The sequence below is a fragment of the Pseudomonas sp. BP11-1-1 genome (assembly GCF_052112105.1).
Taxonomy (GTDB): domain Bacteria; phylum Pseudomonadota; class Gammaproteobacteria; order Pseudomonadales; family Pseudomonadaceae; genus Aquipseudomonas; species Aquipseudomonas alvandae.
In genome coordinates, this window is record NZ_JAUTYU010000003.1 from 159904 (window position 1) to 180775 (window position 20872).

Here is a 20872-nt window from a genome sequence, read left to right on the forward strand (position 1 = left end):
AAACAGGACTTTTTACATGGCGATCAAGCTGCAAATGTTGACCGAAGATCCCAAAGAAATAGAGTTGATTGAGCGTTACTGGGCGGCTGATGAGGCAGGACAATACCTGGAAAAAGTGAGTGCCCTCGAGGGCATTATTAAAATGGCTCAGGGCGTTACCCTTGCAAGTTTCATACGGCAACGTTGCAACGCGTTCGATGACAACCAGGTCTGTCCTAACTGCGCAGAACTGGTCGAAATCAGAAATCGCTCCGAGGCCAAAAAGGTTCCTCTGCGATCCACTAAACTTTGTACGTTGTGTCAGAACGATCAAGACGCGATTGCACTGGAGGCTGAAAAAGCGAAAGCCGCAGAACTTGAACGGCAGTTGGCCGAATATGCTCACCGGCAGTCAACGAGAACTGTGGATTATTCAGAGGTGCCCGATGGTCAGGTGCTACTTCTGCTGGCGTTAGATCGGGCTGTTACACCGAGATTGACCAATGGCGGCTTCACAATAGGTAATTGCCGAGGGCTTGCGCCGCGGTACGTCGGTAAATTCCTACAGCAATTGCGTGAGGCGGGGCTGGTCCTTGACGACCCCACCAGAGCCAAGCCTGGCACCTACTATTGGGAGGGCGATGAAATTTGGATGTTGAGGGACCAAGTGATTTATCGTTTGGCACCGGATGCCGCATCAAGAAGCGCGGACGAGGTCATTCGGAGCTTGCAGGACAGGGTGTATACAGACGCTGAAGGGCTTTTCAATCTTTGGCTTGATTACTCAGTCGCTGATGTCATGCACTATCTGAGCACCCAGTGCGAACTCTATAACCATGACTTGTCGGAACAGGAACTGGAGGAAGTTAAAAGTATCATCCGCTCAGCATTGGAAACCTACAGTGTTTCACAACTTTGGTCCGTGGTTTGGAAGGTTGTCAGAGATGCCGCAAGTCTAGCCAATCGCGAGTACTACAACCGTCCAAAAGCGGCGGCGACCATTCCAGGGAAGATTCGGCGGAACTTGGAGAAGGTGCAGCGAGAGTCGATTGAACTCAGGGCATGGAGGCGTCCGGAGCTGCATCCGGCGGGCACATTGGGAATGGTGTTGGAGGAGATTTTGGGTGCCGATGAAAATACTTCAGGCCGTATGGTCTCCTCCCTTATTACATGGCTCACAGGGCAGGCATGTTCAGCAGTTGCCGAAGCAGCGCTTGACGAACCGATACGGGAATTGATGACCAATGCGTTGGCCCACGACGTTGGATCTGCAGTGATGCTGCGGTTCGCGGAGCTGATTCGCGCCGGTCATGATGTCGGTTCTGCTGTTGAAGAAATTGCCGACGCGCTTCGGTCGTGAGGGTGGCGAGATAACCTCAGGGCATACAAGCGCTGGCAGCAAGTCTCTGTCTGCTAGGGCTAGGCTTGCCTCGGCTGAAATCGTCCATGTCGCGCGCGAAGCGGACATGTTGAGACTATGCTCACTGCCATTGCAGGCAATGTATGGACTCCAAATCTTGACTACCAAGGAAATGAGCTCCATGTGTCTGGTGCTTTATGCCCGGTTCTATTGATGGATGAGGCAGTGTGTCCCGCTGAAGATGCGGTGTCCGGCAATGGCGCAGCAGCTGCTTAGCCAGGCTGTCGGCAGGTCCAGGTGAATGACTCCCAAGCGCGAAGGAGTGCGGCATGAACACTAAACCGATCCACCAAGTCTTGTGGCGCCTCGCCGCCTGCATGACCGGACTGGCGATATTCGCCACCCATCCAGCCCAAGCGGCCGAAAGCGGCATCGCCAGTGGCCCAACCGCAAGTTATACCATCGCCTTCAGCAACTCCTACGCGGGCAGCGATTTTCGCAAGGTAATGGTGCGCAACTGGGAGGAAATTGCGGTCCAGGCGCAGAAGGAGGGCTTGGTCCGGGAGGCTCCGGTGGTCAGCGCCAACAACTCGGCGTCGGAACAAGCGGCCCATATCCAGGACATGATCGTCAAGGGCGTCAACGCCATCGTCATCCTGGCCGCGTCCGACACCGCTCTTGATGGGGTGATCCGTGATGCGTGCAACGCTGGCATCGTGGTGGTCGTCATGGCCAGCCTGGTCACCGAAGGCTGCGTCTATACCGTGGACTACAACTGGGCGGCCATGGGCCGTGTGGAAATCGATTACATCGCCGAGCGCCTCAAGGGGAACGGAACGCTGTTGGAGATCCGTGGGATTGCCGGTGATGCCACCGATAAAAACATCAGCGACGGCATTCGCAAGGCCGCCAGCGACTATCCCGGCCTGAAGTTCGCCAAGACCGTCTACGGAAACTGGACGGCGTCCGTCGCCCGCAAGGAAGTGGCGCTGGCGCTGCCGTCGCTACCCAGCATCGATGCGGTCGCGACCCAGGGCGGCGACGGTTATGGCGCGGCCATGGCGTTCAAGGCGGCGGGGCGCCCTTTGCCGATCATCGTGATGGGCAATCGCCAGGACGAACTTGCCCTGTGGAAACAGGAGCGCGATGCCAATGGCTACGAGACCGTCTCCGTTTCCGCCTCGCCAAGCGTTTCCCAGGTGGGTTTCTGGGTGGCGCAGCAGATTCTGGCGGGCAAGCCCGTACCGAAGTTCGTCGAGGTGCCGCTGGTGCGCATTGATGCGAAAGACCTGGATGCCTGGCTCGCCACGATGCAGGTGGGCGGCGCTGCCAATCCTTTGTATAGCCAGGCTTCCGTAGCGGCGATGATCGATGCGGCCATCAACAATACGGCGGCGCCGCCGACGCCTTTGCCGGAGGTGACGAAGCAGTAATGGCGGGTAGAGAATCAGGAGGCGAGGGGCGATGGTGACATTCAGACTCGCCACTGACAGGCCCATTGCTGTCAGGATCGGGCTGGCCGTCGCCGCGCTGGTATTCCTGATGCTGGCGGTATCGCTGGTGAACCTCTACGGCCTGCGGGGCATGGTGCGTGCCGTGGATTCCGCCAGCCATTCCGCGGAGATCCTGGCCTCGGTCAACGGAGCGACCGAGCGGGTGGAAAATTTCATCGCCTCCCGCGACCAGGAAAGCCTGTCCCAGGCCGAAGGCATGGTCGCAACGGCGATCGCCAGCCTCACTGCCATTCCGGTGGCCGAGGCAAAATCGCTCAAGGGCGGGCTGGACAGGCTCTCCGCGGCGATCACGGTCTTGCGGGCGGCGACCCTGACCATGGATGGCGAAACGGAGAACATGACGGCCCACTACGGCCGGATGCGAGAGGCGGCGACGGTTGTCGAGCAAGGCATCGTCGATGGCCAGAAGCGTCTTGACTCTCGCGCCGCCGAGCACACGGCGCGGGTGAGCAACATCGAAAGCGCCCACCGCATCCTGGATGTCCTGCGCAACGGCGAACAGATCATCACCACCCATGTGGCGAAGCTGCTGGTGAACGATGATGGAACGGCCGCCGGCGCGGCGCGTGATGCCTGCGCGGCACTCCAGCCCGTGGTCGAACAATTACGTGAGGTGATGGGGGCGCCACAGGAGATAGAAGTCCTGGACCAATTGGTGGCGGCGATCACCGCAACCGGTGCGACGGTAGAGAAACTTGGCGAGGCGCCCAAGCTCCGGGGAGGCGAGGCCTTGCGGCACCTCGCCGCCATCGGCAACCTGGCCGAGCGCCTCGAGGCAATGCTGGGTGACGTGGATGGGCGTGTTGCCCATGATGCGAGCGACATTCAAGCGGCCACCGGATTGCTGAACAATGCAGCCGCGTTGTCCAAGCGTTTCGCCGAGCGTGTCGCCACGCTGGAGGCGCAGACCTTATCGTTTCGCCTGTCACCGTCGGCGGAGATCGCCACCTCTGTCGGCGCTATCCTGGATGAACTTTCCCGTCTCGCGCGCGTTCTCCCTTCGTCCGTCGGGCTGCAAGCGAAGGCGACGCCCTTGACGGTCAGCGACCAGATTGCCGGCTACCGGGCAGCATTCGCCCGGTTCCAGCAGGCGAGCAATGCCCTGGGCGGCGCACGCGACCAGGTTCGCAACGAGGCACGGAGCGCCGGCTTGCTGGTGGCGCGCTTTGCCGGCGAAGCGCGCGCCGACGCGTTGGTCCACAATGATCGCGGCATGCTTGCGACGATCGTGGCCGGTGCCGTGGCCATCCTGCTCGCCGGCGCCATTGCCTGGAGCACCTCGCGATTTATCGCGCAACCCATCGTGGCCCTGGCCTCGGTCATGCGTCGGCTGGCGGCCGGCGACCTGAACGCCGAGATCGCCAGTGCCGGACGCGGCGACGAAATTGGCGTCATGACCCGCGCCGTACGGGTGTTCCAGGAGAACGCCCTGCGCATCCGGGTGCTGGAGGCCGAGGCCGAAGCCGAACGACAGCAAGTCCAGGCCTCTTTGGAAAGAATGGTCGCCGAACGGACCGATACGCTGCACCAGCAGACCGAGGAGCTGGAGGCGCAGGCCATCGAACTCATCCAGGCGCGCAACCAGGCCGAGTCGGCTAACCAGGCGAAAAGCGATTTCGTTGCCACGGTCAGCCACGAATTGCGCACGCCCCTGACCCTCATCCTCGCTCCCCTGGAGCAGCTCTCGGCGGCGACCACTCCGCCGGACGACTGGCGCGTGCAAATCGAGCGCGCCCAACGCAACGCGCTGCGCTTGATGAACCGGGTGAACGACATCCTCGATTTTTCCAAGGCCGAAGCGGGCAAGTTCGAGTTGTGTCCAACGCTCATTGACTTGAACAAGGTCGTTGGGGTGCTGGCCGAAGATGCCGCCATGGTGGCCGAGGGTAAAGGCTGCAGCTTGACCTGCAGCATCGATTCCGCGCTCGGCACGGTGTTCCTGGACCCTCGACACTTCGAGAAGATCCTGCTCAACCTGGTGAGCAATGCCATCAAGTTCACCCCCGCTGGCGGCACGGTGCACCTGGCAGCGACGCCGATGGAGGGCGAGCGGTTCGAGTTCGCAGTGCAAGACTCGGGCATTGGTATCGCGCCGGACAAATTACCGTTGTTGTTCCAGCGTTTTTCCCAGATCGACAATTCCGCCACGCGCCATTACAGCGGTACGGGCATCGGTCTCGCCCTGGTCAAGGACCTGGCCGAACTGATGGGCGGCGAAGTCGGCGTCAGCAGCGAGCCCGGGCGGGGCTCGCGCTTCTTCGTTCGACTCCCGATAGGGGATGGACAAAACACCCTGCCGGCCGAAGCCAGCGATGTGTACGAGCGATCGTCGGCGAACACCGCAAGCACAACCGAGCAGCGCCACTTGCGTTTCGACGATGGCCGCCAGGGTAATCGCAACGACTTGGCTTCGGCGCCAGGCGCAGACGATGGACAGCACCCGGAATACGCCTCGCGATCCAAAGTCCTGGTCGTAGACGACAGCCCTGAAATGCTTACCTATCTCAGCGAACTTTTGCGCAACGACTACATCGTCGTCACCGCAACGGATGGAGAACAGGCCTGGGAAATCCTGCAGCGTCGCCCCATTGATGTCATCGTCTCGGACGTGATGATGCCGAACCTCGACGGCTTTGGCCTGACAGCCAGGATCAAGGCCAGCGCCGGTTTTGCCCATCTGCCTGTGATCCTGGTGACGGCTCGCGGCGGCAGCGAGGCCTGTGTCTCCGGGCTGGAGAGTGGCGCCGATGACTACATCGCCAAACCCTTCTCGCCGCTGGAGCTCCAGGCTCGCGTACGCGCGGCGCTGCGCATGAGCCAGGTGCAGACCGAGCTGCATGCGAAATCGCGCCAGGCGGGCATGGCCGAAATTGCCACCACGGTGCTGCACAACGTCGGTAACGTGCTCAACAGCGTGAACGTATCGGCAGAGTTGGTCAGCAGTCAGATGCGCTCGTCCAAGGCGCAGGGGCTGGGCAAGGTGGCTAAGCTGATGAACGAACACGTCCATGACCTGAGCGATTTCCTGACCCACGACCACAAGGGAAAGATGCTGCCCGATTACCTGCTCAAGCTGGCGCAAGTCGTGGCGGAAGAGCAACAAAGCATCATCGAAGAACTCGGGCAACTGACCAAGGGCATTGACCACATCAAGACCATTGTCGCTGCCCAGCAGTCCTACGCCGTTGCGGTGAGTGTGGTCGAGACCGTGCCGGTCCCGGAGTTGATCGATGATGCCTTGCGCATGAGTGCTGGATCCCGGGCGCGCCAGGAGATGACGGTGGTCAAGGACATCGCCGACCTGCCTCTGCTGCCGCTGGACCGGCACCGGGTGTTGCTGATTCTGGTGAACCTGATCCGCAATGCCAGGCAGGCGCTGGACGGCGTGACCGATCGCAGCCCATGCGTCACGTTCAGCGCATTCCTCGCTGACGAGGCAGCATTGCGTATCACGGTGACCGACAATGGCAAGGGGATCGCGCCAGAGCACATGGCGCGTCTCTTTTCCCATGGCTTCACGACTCGCAAGGACGGCCACGGTTTCGGCCTGCACAGCTGCGCACTCGCCGCGCAGGAAATGGGCGGCAGCTTGACCGTGCGCAGCGATGGGGTTGGGCAGGGAGCGACGTTTATCCTGGATATTCCCGTCGATGCTTCGCTGGGTAAGCAGTGAATACAGAAGCGTTCCTACGCGTCTCATTCTGCCGGAGGTTTGTACCCCGCCAGCATGTTCAATACTTCTTCATGTGAACCGCTTGCTTCAGCAAATCGCAAGGGCTTGGCGCGCTCGACGATCAGTTCTCGCGGGGTCGGAGAGGTCTCAAGCAGCTCGAAGAGTTCATCCAGGAACTCGTCCAGGGGCATGGCATGTTCGTCATTTTCCTGCCCGAGCAAGGTGGTGCGCACGCCCGGTGGCGCAAGCTCGATGACTTCGATTGGCGAAGCTTCCAGCTGGACACGAAGGCTCTGGGTGAAAGAGTGGACGGCCGCTTTGGTTGCGCTGTAGGTCGGTGTTGCAGGCAGCGGCACGAACGCCAAGGCCGAGCTGACATTCACGATCGTTGCGCTGGGTTGCTTGAGCAGTTGGGGAATGAACGCATACACCATGCGAATCGTGCCAAGCAGGTTCGTCGTCACGGTATCTTCGGCTGTGCCCAGGTATTCGGAATCAGTCAGATCCTCCCAATGCATGATGCCAGCGTTATTGATCAGAACGTTCAGGTTCGGGTGGCGGGTCGCGAGCGCTTCGCTGTTGCGCTGGATCGATTGTGGGTCGCAGACGTCCAGCAGGACGGAGTCAATACCTGGATGTTCGGCCACGATCTGGTCGAGCAGAGCCTGGCGACGTCCCGCGATGATGATTTTGTTGCCCGCCTTGTGAAGCCTGAGTGCCAGGCCAAGGCCTATGCCGGAGGTGCCGCCAGTAACGAGAATCGTATTGCCAGTGCCGTTCATAGTAGACTCCAGTGAAGGTCATAAGTGGACACGTGTCCGCTTATGTAAAAAATCTACCGGACAATTGTCCGCTTTGCAATGCGCGAAGGAAAAATCTTGCCTAGGAATGACGAATCGGCAATGCGTGCCGACGCCAAGAAAAACCGGGAGCGAATACTGGAGGTCGCGGTGGTGGAACTGACGATCGATCCAGCAGTGCCGCTGAGTACGATCGCGAAGAAAGCCGGGGTAGGACAGGGCACGTTCTATCGACACTTCGCTACCCGGGAAAGCCTGGTGTTCGAGGTTTATCAATTCGAAATGCAGCAGGTGGCCGCGTTGGCCGAACAACTGCTCGCGACAAAACCACCGAAAGAGGCGCTCCGAGAATGGATGAGCTGCCTCGCTGAATATGCAATGACCAAGGCCGGGCTTGCGACTGCGATACGACAGGCCGCTTCTGCCTACGAATTCCCAGGGAAATCTGGATACGCGCCAGTCCAGGCGGCAGCCGAGCTACTGCTGAGGGCTAATGAGGAGGCCGGGACCATTCGCAGCGGCGTCACCCACGACGACTTTTTCCTGGCCACGGCCGGCATATGGCAAATCGATTCCCAGAGCCAATGGCGTACTCGTCTCGACAGATTGATGGACCTAGTGATGGATGGCCTGTGCGCAGGCAGCCCTGAAAGTTTGAAGATGAACGCGGGGGCGCCTGAGAATGCTCCGTAGGTGATGCCCGGGACGGAAGCCAGCCCCCCAAACTGTTCAACGCTGATAAGCCAACAACCGGCGCTCGGCCAATCGAAACACACCCACCAGCGCGCACGCCAACAGCATGTAGAGCAGGGCGGCAATGCCATAGGCCTGGAAGGTCTTGAAGGTGGCGGCGTTTACATCGGCAGCGATTTTAAGAATGTCGGGAACGGTGGCGGTAAAGGCAATGGCCGTGGCGTGCAGGACGAAGATCACTTCGTTGCTGTAGGCCGGCAGTGCCCGGCGCAGCATGCTCGGGATCAGCACCAGGACGAACAATTGGCGGCGGGTCATGCCCAGGGCCAGCGCCGCCTCGATTTCACCGCGTGGGGTGGTGCGCAACACGCCGGCCAGAATCTCGACGGTGTAGGCGCAGGTGTTCAAGGCCAGCGCCAGGATCACGCAATGCATGCCGTCTCGAAAGAACCACCACAGGCTTGGTGATTCCCTGATCAGGCTCAGGCTGGCCAGGCCGCTGTAGATGATCAGCAGTTGCACGAACAGCGGCGTGCCACGAAAGACCAAGGTGTAGAGCTGGACAGGCAACGCCAGCCAGCGATTGCCGTAGGTGCGAACCAGCGCCAGGGGTATTGCTGCGGCCAGGCCGATAATGGCCGACGTCACCAACAGCCATAAGGTGACGGATAAGCCACTCCAGCGGTAACCGTCGGACCACAGGAAGTTCGGCCCGAACTCTTTCAGTATCTCGATCATCACACGCTCCGCTGCGGTTCGAGGCTGTAGCGTCGTTCAAGGTGTTTGAGGGCCAGGCTGGAGAGGATCGCAAAGGCAAGGAAGATCGCCGCGATCACCAGATAGAAGAACATCTGCCGTGAGGTCGCGTTTCCCGCTTGCTTGGCGACCTGGACCATGTCATTGAGGCCCAGCAGCGAGATCAGGCCGGCACTTTTCAACAGCACCTGCCAGATGTTGCCGATGCCGGGCAAGGCGAACCGCATCATTTGCGGCAGGCGGATCCGCCGCAGCACTTGCCAATGGCTCATGCCATAGGCCCGCGCGGCTTCCAGTTGGCCAAACGGGATGGCCCTGAAGGCCCCGCGAAAGGTTTCGGCGCAGTAGGCACCGTAGATGAATCCCAACGTACCGATCGCGGTGCCATAGGGATCCAACTGCAACGATTCCTGGCCGAACGCCTGGGCTATCTGGTTGATTCCGATTTGCGCGCTGTAATAGATCAACAGCATCAGGACCAGGTCCGGCACGCTGCGCACCAGCGTGGTGTAGACCGTCGCGACCAGCCGCAGCGGCGCCACCGGCGAGAGTTTCGCCAAGGCGCCGAGCAGGCCGAGCACGATGGCGACGCAGGCGGCCCAGGTGGCGACCTGGACGGTCAGCCACGCGCCCTGGAAAATCAGATAACCGTACCCTTCGAGAAACATGCTTTCGGGCTCCGCACGGATGGATTATTTCGGCGAGATGTCGAAGTCGAAGTATTTCCTGGCGATGCGCTCATAGGTGCCGTTACGGTGGATCCGTTCGAGCGCCTGATTGATTTCCCCAGCGAGGGCGGTATCGTTTTTACGCAATCCGATGCCAGTGCCCGGACCGAAGATCTCCGGTGACTTGACCACCTCGCCGGCATAGTCGAAGCCTTTGCCGATAGGCTTCTTCAGCAGGCCTTCGGAAACGGCGATGGCATCGTCGAATGCCGCGTCCAGGCGACCGTTGATCAAGTCCGAATAGGTCAAGTCACTGCTTTGATACGGCACCACTTCCACGCCTTTGAGGCCCCACATCCGTTTTGCATAGGCTTCGAATACGCTGCCTTGCTGCACGCCGATGCGCTTGCCGCGCAAGGATTCGGCCGTCGGTTGCAGTGGGCTGCCTTGCGGGGCCACCAGGCGTGCCGGGGTGTCGTACAGGGTGTCGGAGAAGGCGATTTCGGCTTTGCGTGCTTCAGTGATCGAGAGCGCAGAAAGTATGCCGTCGAACTTCCTGCCTTTAAGGGCCGAGATCATGCCGTCAAAGGCGTTTTCGACCCAGACGCAACGACGTTGCAACTCGCTGCACAGGCTTTCGCCCAGCTCGATATCGAAACCTGTCAGGGAGCCGTCCGGTCGCTTGGACTCGAACGGTGGGTAGGTGGGATCGACCCCGAAACGCAGCTCTTCGCTGGCGCCCCAGGTCATCAGCGGGCTGGCCACGAGCATCAAACCGATCAGACATTTTTTCATCGACAGGGTATCCACGACAGGTTGGTAGAACTGTCCCGGGAAGAGACCCGGGCAGCACGCATCAGCCTTGAATCTCCAAGGCGTTTTTCAGTTGTCGAGCGCGTTGGTCGTCCACGGCCTGTCCATGGCCAAAGCCACCGGCCCAGCCGCACACCTGGCCGGCATAGTCGACGCCCCGTGCAAGACACTCGGCAAGGTTGTGCCGCGCTTGCCATGCCAGCAGGAACGCGGCGATAAAGCCGTCGCCGGCACCCATGCTGTCGACGAACGCGCAGGGCCGCGCCGCCTGTTCATGCACGCCCCGTGCGTCGACTGCGAGCGCTCCCTGGGCGCCGCGGGTGATGACCACCGTTGCCGGACCCAGCGCCCGCATCGAGTCCGCCAGTTCACGGGCTTCGCCGGCCGACAGGTCGGCCGCCGAGAAAAAAGCGATATCGACGTGCCGGATCAACGCTTGCCAATCGAACTCGACCCAGTTGTCCGAGAAGTCGAATGACAGGCAGCCACTGGCCTGGCGAATCTGCGCCAGTTGGTTCTCAAGACCGCTATAGAGGCTGCCATGGGCCAGCGGGAATTGCGCGAGATAGTCCAAGTCGTCGGCACCGAGTCGCAGTTGGCGACAGACGCCCGGATCGCTGCCGAGAAACACCCGTTCGCCGTCGATGCTGTCGACACAAGCCCAGCCGTTGGCCCCTGCCAGCGTTCTGCAGCGGGATGCATCGACCGCTTCCTGTTGTAGGCAATCGAGCAGGTACTGGCCGTGCCGGTCATGACCAACGCAGCCCAGATAGGCGCTGCGCGCCCCCAGCCGGGCGGCAAACACCGACACGTTGAGTGCGTTGCCACCGGGGTACTCGATGTTCCGGTCCAGGTAAACATCCACAGTGTTGTCGCCGACCGCGATCAGGCTGGCCATGCTCAGTACTCCGTTTTCCACATGTAGCGGCGCGTCGTCAGCGGCTGCTGGTGCCAGACCGCGAGATGAGCGGCAATACGTTCCACGGCGATACCGACGATGTAGGGCGCGACAATGGCGCGGATCTCCGGGTCGATGCCTTCCATGGGGAAATCCTTGGCGTCATAGACCATGACGCGTTCGGTGTATCGCTGGCAGAAGCGCACCACACGTTCCATCTGCGCCCGGCTGGGGTCTTCGCCCACCAGCAGGAGCAGCGGGGTGCTGGCGTCGATGGCTTCGAACGGGCCGTGGAAAAACTCGGCAGCCTCCACCGGCAGGCAATGCAACCACTGGCTTTCCATCACCACGCAGACTCCGAATACATAGGCGGTGGTGAACATCGGGCCCGACGCGAGGAAGTACATCACGCGATCATCCTTATACAGGCGCGCCTCTTCGGTGGCGCGCCGGTCGTTATTGATCGCAGCGTCGGCGAGGGCCTGCGGCAGGGCCTTGAGCGAGCGAGTGAGCTTGTCCAGCAGCGGCCAGCCTTCACGCTTGGCCAGGATCCCGCCGACCAGTGCCTGGAGGATCATGAAGCAACCGAAGTACGCCTCATCGGTACGTCCCAGCAAAAAGCAATGTTGAACAGCCTGGGCCAACGGCAGCTCGGCGGTTTGCGTCACGCCGACGGTGAGGCAGGGCTTGTCCTGCAGAAAACGCGCGGCGGCGATGGTTTCCTGGGTCGTCCCGGACTTGGAGGCGAGGACCACCAAGGTGCGTTCATCCAAGCGCGGCGGATCGATGTCCATGAAATCGGCGGGGAAATAACGGCGTACTTCCAGTGTGTGGCTGTAGCGCTCCAGCCAGTACTGCAAGCCGAGCATGATGCGGTTGGGCGCACCGCAGCTGACGAAGTAGATGCGGTCGATTCGCGTCGCCAGTTCCTGGCCGAACTGCTGCGCGTCGTCGACGATTTGCACGGATTGCTGCAAGGAAGTGGTGAATGCTTCCCGGTTGAACTGGATCGCCATGTGAGCTCCTGGGGGCTTTGTTGCGGTGTTCATGTTGCGGTTCATGATCACCATGTAGACCAAAAGCTATACCACGAAAAATACCATTACAAGATTTTTCCTCCGTGGTCTAATGCACCGTCACCGCAGTTTTCAAGGTAGGCAATGGACCGTTTATTGGGTCTGATTATCAAGCTGGCGGGTTTGCGATGGTTTCAGTGGGTACTGTTGGCACGCCGTTGCACAGAAAAATAAATCCAGGATGTAGACCATGAAAGTTAGTCCTTCCAAATCCTCCGACGTGGCCCTGCTGGCGCCCGAACGCAAGCAGGTGGCCTGGCAGGCCGTCCAGGCCCTGCTGGAAATGCTGGAGCGCCCGGAGTTCGGGCCGAGTGAGCGGATACCGGCGGAACGGGACCTGGCCGAGCACCTGGGCATCAGCCGGATGACGCTGCGAAAGGCCTTGCAAACGCTGATCGATCGCGGGGTCCTGGAGCGCCGTGGCAACCGCGGCACCTTCGTGACCGGTCCGGGCGTCGAGCGGCCACTCAATACCGTCGCGCGCAAAGGCATCGCCGAAGTGGTCGAACAAGCGGGGGCCAGGCCGGGCAGTAAATTGCTCTACTTCGAACAAACCCAGGCCAATGCCCGCGTGGCGAAACTGCTGAAGATCCAGGAAGGCGACCTCTTGCTGACCATCAGGCGACTGCGCACGGTGGATCAAAAGCCATTCTGCATAGAGACCAGCTACATCCCTGCAGCCCGCGCACCGGACCTCGTGGCGGGAGACCTGATCGAGGGGGCCTCGTTGTATGCGTTGCTGTTATCGCGCTACCAGATCGAAATGGAAAGTGACGAGGGCACACTGAGCATCGCCACGATGAGCGACCAGGAGGCCCGCTTGCTCGACGTCGAGCCCGGGACGGCCGCGCTGGTCTACCGAGGTGTGATTTTTGACCGCCAAGGGCAGCCGGTGGAATACCTGGTCTCGATCAACCATCCCCAGCGTGTGGTGTTCAAATTGGCGGACAGTCGGGTCAACAGCCTGCATTCCGATCATCATTTCCCATCTGGGTAAAGCCCAACGCGGACACCCTACGGTTCCTCCACGATTCCCTCTCGTCGTCAAGGAGCAGCGGACTGCCCCGACTGACGACTCAATCCAGGCGTCTTGCCCGTAATGCGCTTGAACGCGCGACTGAAAGCGGCCTGGGAGGTATAGCCCAAGCGCTGCGCCACCTCTTCAATAGGCAGCCTTTCGAGCGTCAGCCACTGGCTCGCCAACCGCATCCGCAGTTCGGTCACGTAGCGCAACGGGGCCATGCCAATCGTCATTTGGAAGCGGTCAGCGAAGGCTGAGCGAGAGGTGTTGCATTGTTCCGCCAGCTGCGCAACGGTCCAGTCGCGCCCCGGTTGTTGATGGAGCGCGAGGAGTGCATTGGCCAAGCGTGGATCGCGCAATGCAGCGACCAGACCAGAGGCATTGCCGCAGGCGCACTCCACCCAACCGCGAACGACCATGGCGGCCACCACGTCGGCTAATCGCGCAAGTATGCCCGCGAAGCCGATACGTGCGGCGCTGACCTCGCGTTCCATGGTGGTCAGGATAGGCACCAGTCCGGGGTAGCGCTGGCCGCCGGCGTCGATCAGCATCAGGCCCGGCATCAGCTTGCCAAGGCCATGGATGCTGCCCAGTTCAAACTCCATGCAGCCGCTGAACAAAAGGGTGGTCGGCGTCGGCCTGGCATCGGTTCCGGTATCCACCGCGCTCACGGTTTCACCGAGGGGGGCGCCGTCCAGATGGTCGATGTCCTGAACAGGCACATCCGTATGGGAAAGCAATTGATGGGCCGCGCCATGGGAGATGAATACTGCGTTTCCGGCAGACAGCGCATAGGTGGCCCCGTCTTCCATTCGTAGCACCGCATTGCCAACTGCCAGAAAGTGGAACCAGGCATGCCCGGGTTTGGCAGCGAAACCCAGGCCAAAAGCTGGGCCGGCTTGAATACGCCGGTATTCGACGCCACGCAGGCGCATGCCGCGCAACAGTTCATTGATGAGATCCGAGGAGAGGGCAAACTGATCGGTAGGCATGATTCAGGTGTTTCAGTCAAAAAATGGAGGTTTTCGATCATAGATCATCCAGATTCGCCCGCCTAGACTGCGGATCGCAATGGGGATTGGGAGATCTGTGCAATGACTGACTGTGTTTGTAATGCCGTATCCGACAGCCATCTCGGCGCCGGGCCGGATGTAGAACCCGCCACACCCGCGTGGATGGCCGTGTTTTCGTTGGCAATGGGCGTGTTTGGATTACTCACCGCCGAGTACCTTCCGGCCAGCCTGTTGACGCCGATGGCGACCGACCTGGGGGTGTCCGAAGCGTTGGCTGGCCAGGCGGTAACGGTGACTGCAGTGATCGCACTGTTCGCTGGCCTGCTGGTGCCAGGCCTGACTCGCGGTATCGACCGCCGTTGGGTGCTGCTGGGTTTTTCCACATTGATGATCGCCTCCAATCTGCTGGTCGCCGTTTCCTCCAGTCTCGCGGTGCTGCTGGTCATGCGTATCTTGCTGGGTATCGCCCTTGGCGGGTTCTGGAGCATGGCGGCAGCGGTGGCGATGCGCTTGGTGCCGGGGGCTTTGTTGCCCCGGGCGCTCTCTATCATTTTCAGCGGCATTGCCGTCGGGACGGTGGTTGCGGTCCCTCTGGGCAGCTACCTGGGTGGGCTATACGGCTGGCGTAGCGCGTTCTTTGCAGCGGCGGCAGTCGGCGTGGTGACCCTGGTTTTCCAGTCGTTCACGCTGCCGCGCCTTGCGCCGCGCAGGCCGGCACGCCTGCGCACCGTACTGGAAGTGCTGCAGCGCCCGGGCATCGCCATGGGCATGTTCGGTTGTGTGCTGGTGCACAGCGGCCACTTCGCGATGTTCACTTATGTCCGACCGTTCCTCGAAGGGACCACTGGCATCGACCCGCAAGGGTTGTCACTGATGCTGCTGGGTTTCGGTGTGGCGAACTTTGGCGGCACGTTGTTGGCGGGATGGCTGCTTGAGCGCCGTCCACTGGCCACCCTGGTGTTGATGCCGACGTTGGTGGGCGTTGCAGCACTGGCGTTGGTTCTGTTGCCCGCCTCGGTGCCGGGGCAGGCGGTGCTGCTGGCGATCTGGGGTTTGGCCTTTGGTGGTGTGCCGGTGGCATGGTCGAACTGGGTCGCCAGCGCGGTACCCGATCAGGCGGAAAGCGCCGGGGGCATGGTGGTGGCATCTGTCCAGTCGGCCATCGCAACGGGCGCCGCCGCTGGCGGTGCGATGTTCAGCCTCGGTGGCAGCGTCGGCGTATTCGTGGCGGCGGCGGTGCTGATGCTGCTGGCCGCGTTGCTGATTGCGTTGCGGGTCCGGGTTCCTTCCGCCCATGGCAATGCCCGGCCCAGGCCCGCGCTGCATCTCTGATCCGGCTTCGCAGCCGCCTCGATTCCATCCGTAATCCGGAGATAAGACATGAACAATACGACGTCTCACCAAGGACGCCTCAAATCTTTGCGCGCGGCAGGTATAGGCAATGCGCTGGAGTGGTTCGACTGGACGCTGTACGCAACCTTTTCGGTGTACCTGGCCAGCAATCTATTCGACAAGATTGATGCCCGCTCGGCAATGCTCGCGACTCTCGCCGTGTTCGCGGTGGGTTTTGTCGCGCGTCCTATCGGCGGATGGCTGTTTGGGCGCCTGAGCGACCGATTGGGACGCCGGGCCATCATGGTCATCACGATGTTGCTGCTGGCGATCAGCAGCCTTGGTATCGCGATCATCCCCAGCTACGAAAGCATTGGCCTGTATGCCTCGGTCGCGCTGCTGTTCTTCCGGCTTATGCAGGGGCTCGCCCATGGCGGCGAGACCGGGGTTTCCTACACCTATGTCGCCGAGATCGCCCCAAGCAAGCACCGTGGCTTATGGTCCAGTTCGGTCTATGTCGGGGTGACGCTAGGGGTGATGGCAGCGACGGCCATGGCGGCGGTACTGACCTGGCTATTGGGCGCGCAGGCCATGGCCGACTACGGCTGGCGGATTGGCTTCGCCATCGGTGGGCTGCTCGGCATCTATGCGCTGTTTTTGCGCCGCAGTGCGCAGGAGTCTCACGTGTTCGTGGAGCAGCAGGGGCAGGCTCGGCCGCCGCGCAAGTTATCCAGGGGGGAGATGCTGCGAGTGGCGCGCAACATCGTCATGCTTGCAGCGGCTGCCAATGTCACCTACTACGCGTGGGTCACCTTCGGTGCTTCGACGGCCATTGCCCGGGGCATGGACGCCACGGGTGCTTATGTGGCCAGTCTCTTCGCGCAAATCCTTTGTGTGTGCTGGTTGCCAGTCTGCGGAATGTTGTCCGATCGTTGCGGCCGCAGGCCCATGGTCATCGCCTGGGGCCTGGGCGTGATCCTGCTGACCTATCCCATTTCGATAATGGTGACCGTTGAACCCTACACGCTGTTCCTGGCCCAGGTCGTGGGGTTGGGAGCCTGGTCGTTGATTGCGGCGATTTTTCCCGCAGTGCTGTCCGAGCAGGTGCCGACCCAGGCGCGGGCGCAGGGCGTTGGGTTGGTGTCGTCGGTTTCGGTGGCGCTCTTTGGCGGCACCGCGCCCTATTTGCACAATTATCTCAGCGGCGTCGACCTTGGCTATTTGTACATCTGCTACGTCATGGGGTTGGGTCTGGTTACCGTCCTGGCGGGTTTTCTTATCGACGAAACGGCGGGCATCGATCTTGCGCACATCGAGGCGCCCGGTGCTTGAACCGCTGCCGGCTCACGGCCGGTGGCGCTGTCTCAGGACTAATCAATTGGCATGTAGACCCGCCGGATCAGCGGATCCAAGGAGTGCGATTCAATGAATTCAACAGACCTCAAGAATGCCGCAGCACGAGGTGAGCGACCGGGCGCGAACGTGACCGCCAGCCAGACGTCAGGGCCTCGTCAGGCCGCGCGCGAGATCTGGGTCGAAGTCCCTTCCGAGTCGGGCCCGGCGGCCGCTTGGTGCTACTCGGATCGCCGCTCCTATAGCCCGGGTGACTCGGTGCGCCTGCATCTGTCCTCGAACCGAGCGCAAGTGAGACTCAGGATCTATCGTGATGGAGCCGTTGCTCGCACGCTGCACGAAACCGACAGCCTCGATGCTTGCTTCCACCCGTTGCCCGAACGTGCCTACGAGCAGGGATGCCAATGGCCGGTCTTCGTGCAATGGTCAATCCCGGGTGATGCGGACCCGGGTGGCTATGTAGTGGAAGTACGCGATAGTGCTGACAGCGTACTCGGGCATCACCTGTTCATCATCAAGGCGGCGCGCAAGCGTGCCGACGCTTTGGTGCTCGTCGCGGCGACATCGACGTGGGCTGCTTACAACGACTGGGGCGGCGCCAATCACTACTTCGGTCTCCACCCCGGAACGCCGAGGGGCCGCGCGCCATTGCTCTCGGCACAACGCCCCTGGGCGCGGGGGCAAGTCTGGCTGCCCGAGGATGCGCCACGTTCTGTCAACGCTACCCGGCAACGCAAGCCCGGGCCGGCGCGCTACGAGTTCATCGAATGGGCATCTCTTAACGGCTACGCCAAGTACTACGCGCTGGCGGGGTGGGCCTCCTACGAAAGACCCTTTGTGGTCTGGGCCGAACAGCAAGGCTATACGGTCGACATCCTGACCCAGGACGATTTGCATCAGGATCCGCAGGCGCTTGAGGGTTATAGCTGCGCCGTCTTCATAGGACACGACGAATACTGGACGCGGGAAATGCGCGACCACGTCGATGTCTTCGTCGAAGGGGGCGGCAAGGTTGCGCGCTTCGCCGGCAACTTCATGTGGCAGATTCGCTTGGAGGAGGAGGGCCAGAAACAGGTGGCCTACAAATACGATGCCGGCGACCTTGATCCCGTGGCGGCTACCGACCTTCATCGGCTATCCGGTGCCTGGGAAGATCCTAGGGTGGATCACCCAGGGGCACGGACGTTTGGGGTGAACGCCTTGCGAGGAATATATGGCGCATTTGGGGGGATGGCACCACGCAGCCCTCGCGGGTACACGGTCTTCAGGCCCCGGCACTGGGCGTTTGTGGGCACGGGGCTGGGCTACGCGGATATGTTCGGGGACGAAGCTAATATCTTTGGCTATGAGGTGGATGGCCTGGAGTACACATTTGTCGACGGTCTCCCGGAACCGCTCGGCACGGACGGTGCGCCCGCCGGATTGCAAATCCTCGCCATGGGCTGGGCGACCAATGCCGAGCATGGCCGATCCGAGGATGCCTATTCGTTCATGCTAGGCGATGGCGATGCCCGGTTTCGTGCTTCCATCCTGGCGCCCGACCTTAGCGAGGCCAGCGTCCACCGGCACAGCCGCGGGGCAGGCATGGTGGTGCATTTCCACAAAGGCCGAGGTGAGGTATTTACTGCCGCCACGTGCGAATGGGTACATGGGCTCATGCAGGCAGATATTTACACCGTGATGATCACAAAAAATGTGCTCGATCGTTTCCTGCGGAATACGTCCTGATGGCTGTGATGGAGAGCTGCTGTTCACATCCGATGATGTTCCAGCAGAAAGTCTACAAACACCCGCACCCGCGCCGGCATCGCCGAACCCCCAACGAAAACTGCATGTATCGGCTCCCGGTCTCCGGGGTTCCAGGTATCCAACAGTGGCACCAGGCCGCCGCGTTGCAGATCCTTGGCTACGGTGAACTCGCCGATACGGGCGATGCCAGCGCCGAGTCGTGCCAGTTGTGCCAACGCCTCGCCGCTGCTGCATTCGATGTTGCCGCTGACCTTCAGGGAAAACGCTTTGCCATCGCGGATGAACGGCCAGTTGGGTTCGGCACGACGAAAATTGAAGCGCAGGCAGTTGTGGCGCAGCAGATCTTCCGGTTCCAGGGGTGTGCCGTGGCGCTCCAGATACTCGGGCGAAGCCACCACCACTTGGCCGGTGTCGCCGATCCGGCGCGCGGTCAGCGGGCTGTCGGGCAGATGGCCGAAACGCACCGCCACGTCGGCCTGGCCGCCGAGAATGTCGACCACTTCGTCGCCGAGGGTGAGGTCGACGACGATGTTTGGGTAGCGGGCGCTGAAGGCGGCCACCAAGGGCACGATCGTCTGTCGACCATGGCCGAGGGCGGCGCTGACCCGCAAACGGCCCTTGGGGACGCCTTGGTCGGCGACGGCTTCTTCGACCTCGGCCATGTCGGCCAGGATACGCCGGGCGCCGCGCAGGTAAGCCTCGCCCTCGGCGGTGAAAGTGATCGCTCGTGTGGTGCGCAACAGCAGGCGGGTGCCCAGCCGTAGTTCGGTTCGCGCGATGATCCGGCTGATCGCCGAGGGTGTCAGCCCCAAAGCACGCGCGGCAGCCGACAAGCTGCCTTCCTGCGCCACCGCGGCGAACACAACCATTTCACCTGATCTGCCGTTGACGTCCATTTGTGCTCCACACGCAAAGGTGTTTGCAAGAAAGGCTATCTACCGCCATAGAAGGTCGCATCGTAGCATTTGCGGCATAGATGAGGAGCCTTCCTATGCGTATCAATCCACCCCTTGTTGCACTCGCCATGGGTGCCTTTGGCATCGGCGTAACCGAGTTCGCCCCAATGGGCATGTTGCCGGGGATCGCTGCAGATCTCGGCGTTTCCATTCCCGCCGCAGGCCTGCTGGTCAGTGCCTACGCCTTGGGCGTACTGCTCGGCGCGCCACTGATGACCCTGACCACCGGCAGGATTCCCCGGCGCTATCTGCTGATCGGACTCATGGCGATTTTCACCCTGGGAAACCTGATGTCAGCGCTGGCCACCGATTACTACAGCCTGATGGCCGCCAGGGTCGTGACTTCACTGAACCACGGTGCGTTCTTTGGCGTCGGCTCCATCGTCGCGGCCAGCGTGGTCGCCCCGCAGAAACGCGCCGGGGCGGTCGCGGCGATGTTCATGGGCCTGACCTTGGCGACGATCGGCGGTGTGCCGTTGGCTGCCTGGTTTGGTGAACTGTTCGGCTGGCGCACGGCATTCTGGGGAATTACCGGCCTGGGCGTGGTGGCGATGGCGGCGCTGTGGTTCGCCTTGCCCAACGTGCCGGCGCCGCAAAGCATCGGCGTGCTGGCCGAAATTCGGGTACTGGGGCGCGGCCCGGTGTTGGGCGCGTTGGCCCTGACCGTGGTCGGCTCAGGTGCGATGTTCACTGTCTTCACGTATATCGCCCCGATCCTGAGCAACGAGACCCATGCCTCCGCCACTTTCATCACGGCGATGCTGGTGCTGTTCGGCGTCGGACTGACGCTGGGCAACATGTGGGGCGGCAAGGCCGCGGATCGCTCGATAGACCGCACCCTGATCGTTTCGCTGGGCGTGCTGATTCTCGTCCTGCTGGCGTTCACCGCACTGATGCGCTGGCCGCTCCCGGCGGCCATCGCCATCCTGATCTGGGGCATCGCCAGTTTTGCCTTGGTGCCGCCCTTGCAGATGCGCGTGATGGAAGCCGCCAAGGACGCACCTAATCTGGCCTCGGCCGTGAACATTGGCGCCTTCAACTTGGGCAATGCGATTGGCGCGGCGCTGGGCGGCGCGGTGATCAACGCGGGCTTGGGCTATCCGGCGATTTCCCTGGCTGGAGCGGCGATGGCGGGGCTGGGGTTGCTGATGGTGCTGGCTTTCGCCTGGCGTTCCAGAATGGTTGCGGCTGCGGCGGTTTGATGTTTACTGCCGTAAT

General features: G+C 61.5%; 16 protein-coding genes and 3 pseudogenes. 11 read left to right on the top strand and 8 right to left on the bottom strand.

The features are described from left to right. The first annotated feature begins 16 nt into the window (after window positions 1-16). The 5 genes and pseudogenes from Q7C33_RS07485 to Q7C33_RS07505 form a co-directional block, all read left to right on the top strand. Window positions 17-1339 carry a hypothetical protein gene (locus Q7C33_RS07485; RefSeq protein WP_407683103.1) on the top strand — a complete coding sequence of 441 codons (1323 nt, stop codon included), beginning with the start codon at window positions 17-19 and terminating at the stop codon, window positions 1337-1339. Between the two features lie 329 nt (window positions 1340-1668). After that, window positions 1669-2772: an ABC transporter substrate-binding protein gene (locus tag Q7C33_RS07490; RefSeq protein ID WP_407683104.1), complete on the top strand. Its 1104-nt coding sequence runs from the start codon at window positions 1669-1671 to the stop codon at window positions 2770-2772. Window positions 2773-4066: 1294 nt separating this feature from the next. After that, a pseudogene (locus tag Q7C33_RS07495) lies at window positions 4067-5116 on the top strand (sensor histidine kinase); the annotation flags it as partial. A 213-nt stretch (window positions 5117-5329) separates the two neighbouring features. Further along, a pseudogene (locus Q7C33_RS07500) lies at window positions 5330-5665 on the top strand (response regulator transcription factor); the annotation flags it as partial. Between the two features lie 519 nt (window positions 5666-6184). Beyond that, window positions 6185-6526, top strand: a pseudogene (locus Q7C33_RS07505) (ATP-binding protein); the annotation flags it as partial. 23 nt (window positions 6527-6549) lie between these two features. On the opposite strand, the gene Q7C33_RS07510 reads toward Q7C33_RS07505, so the two are convergent. Further along, complete coding sequence (locus Q7C33_RS07510; protein WP_030141760.1) at window positions 6550-7308, bottom strand: SDR family oxidoreductase; 759 nt, start codon at window positions 7306-7308, stop codon at window positions 6550-6552. A gap of 120 nt (window positions 7309-7428) precedes the next feature. Here Q7C33_RS07510 and Q7C33_RS07515 point away from each other — a divergent pair, with 120 nt between their 5' ends. Further along, complete coding sequence (locus Q7C33_RS07515; protein ID WP_030141759.1) at window positions 7429-8019, top strand: TetR/AcrR family transcriptional regulator; 591 nt, start codon at window positions 7429-7431, stop codon at window positions 8017-8019. Window positions 8020-8055: 36 nt separating this feature from the next. On the opposite strand, the gene hisM is transcribed toward Q7C33_RS07515, so the two are convergent. From hisM to Q7C33_RS07540, 5 genes are all read right to left on the bottom strand, one after another. After that, a complete protein-coding gene (gene hisM / locus Q7C33_RS07520; RefSeq protein ID WP_030141758.1) occupies window positions 8056-8757 on the bottom strand; it encodes a histidine ABC transporter permease HisM in 702 nt (233 codons plus the stop codon). Then, window positions 8757-9443 carry an ABC transporter permease gene (locus tag Q7C33_RS07525; RefSeq protein ID WP_407683105.1) on the bottom strand — a complete coding sequence of 229 codons (687 nt, stop codon included), beginning with the start codon at window positions 9441-9443 and terminating at the stop codon, window positions 8757-8759. The genes hisM and Q7C33_RS07525 overlap by 1 nt, the downstream gene beginning before the upstream one ends. Before the next feature lie 24 nt (window positions 9444-9467). Beyond that, window positions 9468-10238 carry an ABC transporter substrate-binding protein gene (locus Q7C33_RS07530; RefSeq protein ID WP_407683106.1) on the bottom strand — a complete coding sequence of 257 codons (771 nt, stop codon included), beginning with the start codon at window positions 10236-10238 and terminating at the stop codon, window positions 9468-9470. A 61-nt stretch (window positions 10239-10299) separates the two neighbouring features. After that, window positions 10300-11154, bottom strand: coding sequence for a PfkB family carbohydrate kinase (locus Q7C33_RS07535; protein WP_407683107.1), 855 nt, complete (start codon window positions 11152-11154; stop codon window positions 10300-10302). Between the two features lie 2 nt (window positions 11155-11156). After that, window positions 11157-12170: an SIS domain-containing protein gene (locus Q7C33_RS07540; protein WP_030141754.1), complete on the bottom strand. Its 1014-nt coding sequence runs from the start codon at window positions 12168-12170 to the stop codon at window positions 11157-11159. 250 nt (window positions 12171-12420) lie between these two features. On the opposite strand from Q7C33_RS07540, the gene Q7C33_RS07545 reads away from it, so the two are divergent. Further along, complete coding sequence (locus tag Q7C33_RS07545; RefSeq protein ID WP_198795786.1) at window positions 12421-13227, top strand: GntR family transcriptional regulator; 807 nt, start codon at window positions 12421-12423, stop codon at window positions 13225-13227. A gap of 47 nt (window positions 13228-13274) precedes the next feature. Here Q7C33_RS07545 and Q7C33_RS07550 read toward each other — a convergent pair whose 3' ends face one another. After that, on the bottom strand, window positions 13275-14243 hold the full coding sequence (locus Q7C33_RS07550) for an AraC family transcriptional regulator (protein ID WP_030141752.1): 969 nt from the start codon (window positions 14241-14243) through the stop codon (window positions 13275-13277). Window positions 14244-14345: 102 nt separating this feature from the next. Between Q7C33_RS07550 and Q7C33_RS07555 the strand changes: the two genes are divergently transcribed. The 3 genes from Q7C33_RS07555 to Q7C33_RS07565 all read left to right on the top strand — a co-directional run bounded on the left by Q7C33_RS07555 (window position 14346) and on the right by Q7C33_RS07565 (window position 18677). Continuing rightward, a complete protein-coding gene (locus Q7C33_RS07555) occupies window positions 14346-15596 on the top strand; it encodes an MFS transporter (RefSeq protein ID WP_198795787.1) in 1251 nt (416 codons plus the stop codon). Between the two features lie 48 nt (window positions 15597-15644). After that, complete coding sequence (locus Q7C33_RS07560) at window positions 15645-16928, top strand: MFS transporter (protein WP_407683108.1); 1284 nt, start codon at window positions 15645-15647, stop codon at window positions 16926-16928. A gap of 93 nt (window positions 16929-17021) precedes the next feature. Further along, complete coding sequence (locus Q7C33_RS07565; RefSeq protein ID WP_051066033.1) at window positions 17022-18677, top strand: N,N-dimethylformamidase beta subunit family domain-containing protein; 1656 nt, start codon at window positions 17022-17024, stop codon at window positions 18675-18677. 23 nt (window positions 18678-18700) lie between these two features. Here Q7C33_RS07565 and Q7C33_RS07570 read toward each other — a convergent pair whose 3' ends face one another. Continuing rightward, complete coding sequence (locus Q7C33_RS07570; RefSeq protein WP_030141748.1) at window positions 18701-19594, bottom strand: LysR substrate-binding domain-containing protein; 894 nt, start codon at window positions 19592-19594, stop codon at window positions 18701-18703. Window positions 19595-19689: 95 nt separating this feature from the next. Here Q7C33_RS07570 and Q7C33_RS07575 point away from each other — a divergent pair, with 95 nt between their 5' ends. Further along, window positions 19690-20856, top strand: a complete 1167-nt coding sequence (locus Q7C33_RS07575) for an MFS transporter (protein WP_030141747.1) — start codon at window positions 19690-19692, stop codon at window positions 20854-20856. Window positions 20857-20872: the final 16 nt, after the last annotated feature.

Coding starts and splice junctions, on each gene's coding strand:
- Q7C33_RS07485 (WP_407683103.1), top strand. CDS start 17: ATGGCGATCAAGCTGCAAATGTTGACCGAAGATCCCAAAGAAATAGAG.
- Q7C33_RS07490 (WP_407683104.1), top strand. CDS start 1,669: ATGAACACTAAACCGATCCACCAAGTCTTGTGGCGCCTCGCCGCCTGC.
- Q7C33_RS07510 (WP_030141760.1), bottom strand. CDS start 7,308: ATGAACGGCACTGGCAATACGATTCTCGTTACTGGCGGCACCTCCGGC.
- Q7C33_RS07515 (WP_030141759.1), top strand. CDS start 7,429: ATGCGTGCCGACGCCAAGAAAAACCGGGAGCGAATACTGGAGGTCGCG.
- hisM (WP_030141758.1), bottom strand. CDS start 8,757: ATGATCGAGATACTGAAAGAGTTCGGGCCGAACTTCCTGTGGTCCGAC.
- Q7C33_RS07525 (WP_407683105.1), bottom strand. CDS start 9,443: ATGTTTCTCGAAGGGTACGGTTATCTGATTTTCCAGGGCGCGTGGCTG.
- Q7C33_RS07530 (WP_407683106.1), bottom strand. CDS start 10,238: ATGAAAAAATGTCTGATCGGTTTGATGCTCGTGGCCAGCCCGCTGATG.
- Q7C33_RS07535 (WP_407683107.1), bottom strand. CDS start 11,154: ATGGCCAGCCTGATCGCGGTCGGCGACAACACTGTGGATGTTTACCTG.
- Q7C33_RS07540 (WP_030141754.1), bottom strand. CDS start 12,170: ATGGCGATCCAGTTCAACCGGGAAGCATTCACCACTTCCTTGCAGCAA.
- Q7C33_RS07545 (WP_198795786.1), top strand. CDS start 12,421: ATGAAAGTTAGTCCTTCCAAATCCTCCGACGTGGCCCTGCTGGCGCCC.
- Q7C33_RS07550 (WP_030141752.1), bottom strand. CDS start 14,243: ATGCCTACCGATCAGTTTGCCCTCTCCTCGGATCTCATCAATGAACTG.
- Q7C33_RS07555 (WP_198795787.1), top strand. CDS start 14,346: ATGACTGACTGTGTTTGTAATGCCGTATCCGACAGCCATCTCGGCGCC.
- Q7C33_RS07560 (WP_407683108.1), top strand. CDS start 15,645: ATGAACAATACGACGTCTCACCAAGGACGCCTCAAATCTTTGCGCGCG.
- Q7C33_RS07565 (WP_051066033.1), top strand. CDS start 17,022: ATGAATTCAACAGACCTCAAGAATGCCGCAGCACGAGGTGAGCGACCG.
- Q7C33_RS07570 (WP_030141748.1), bottom strand. CDS start 19,594: ATGGACGTCAACGGCAGATCAGGTGAAATGGTTGTGTTCGCCGCGGTG.
- Q7C33_RS07575 (WP_030141747.1), top strand. CDS start 19,690: ATGCGTATCAATCCACCCCTTGTTGCACTCGCCATGGGTGCCTTTGGC.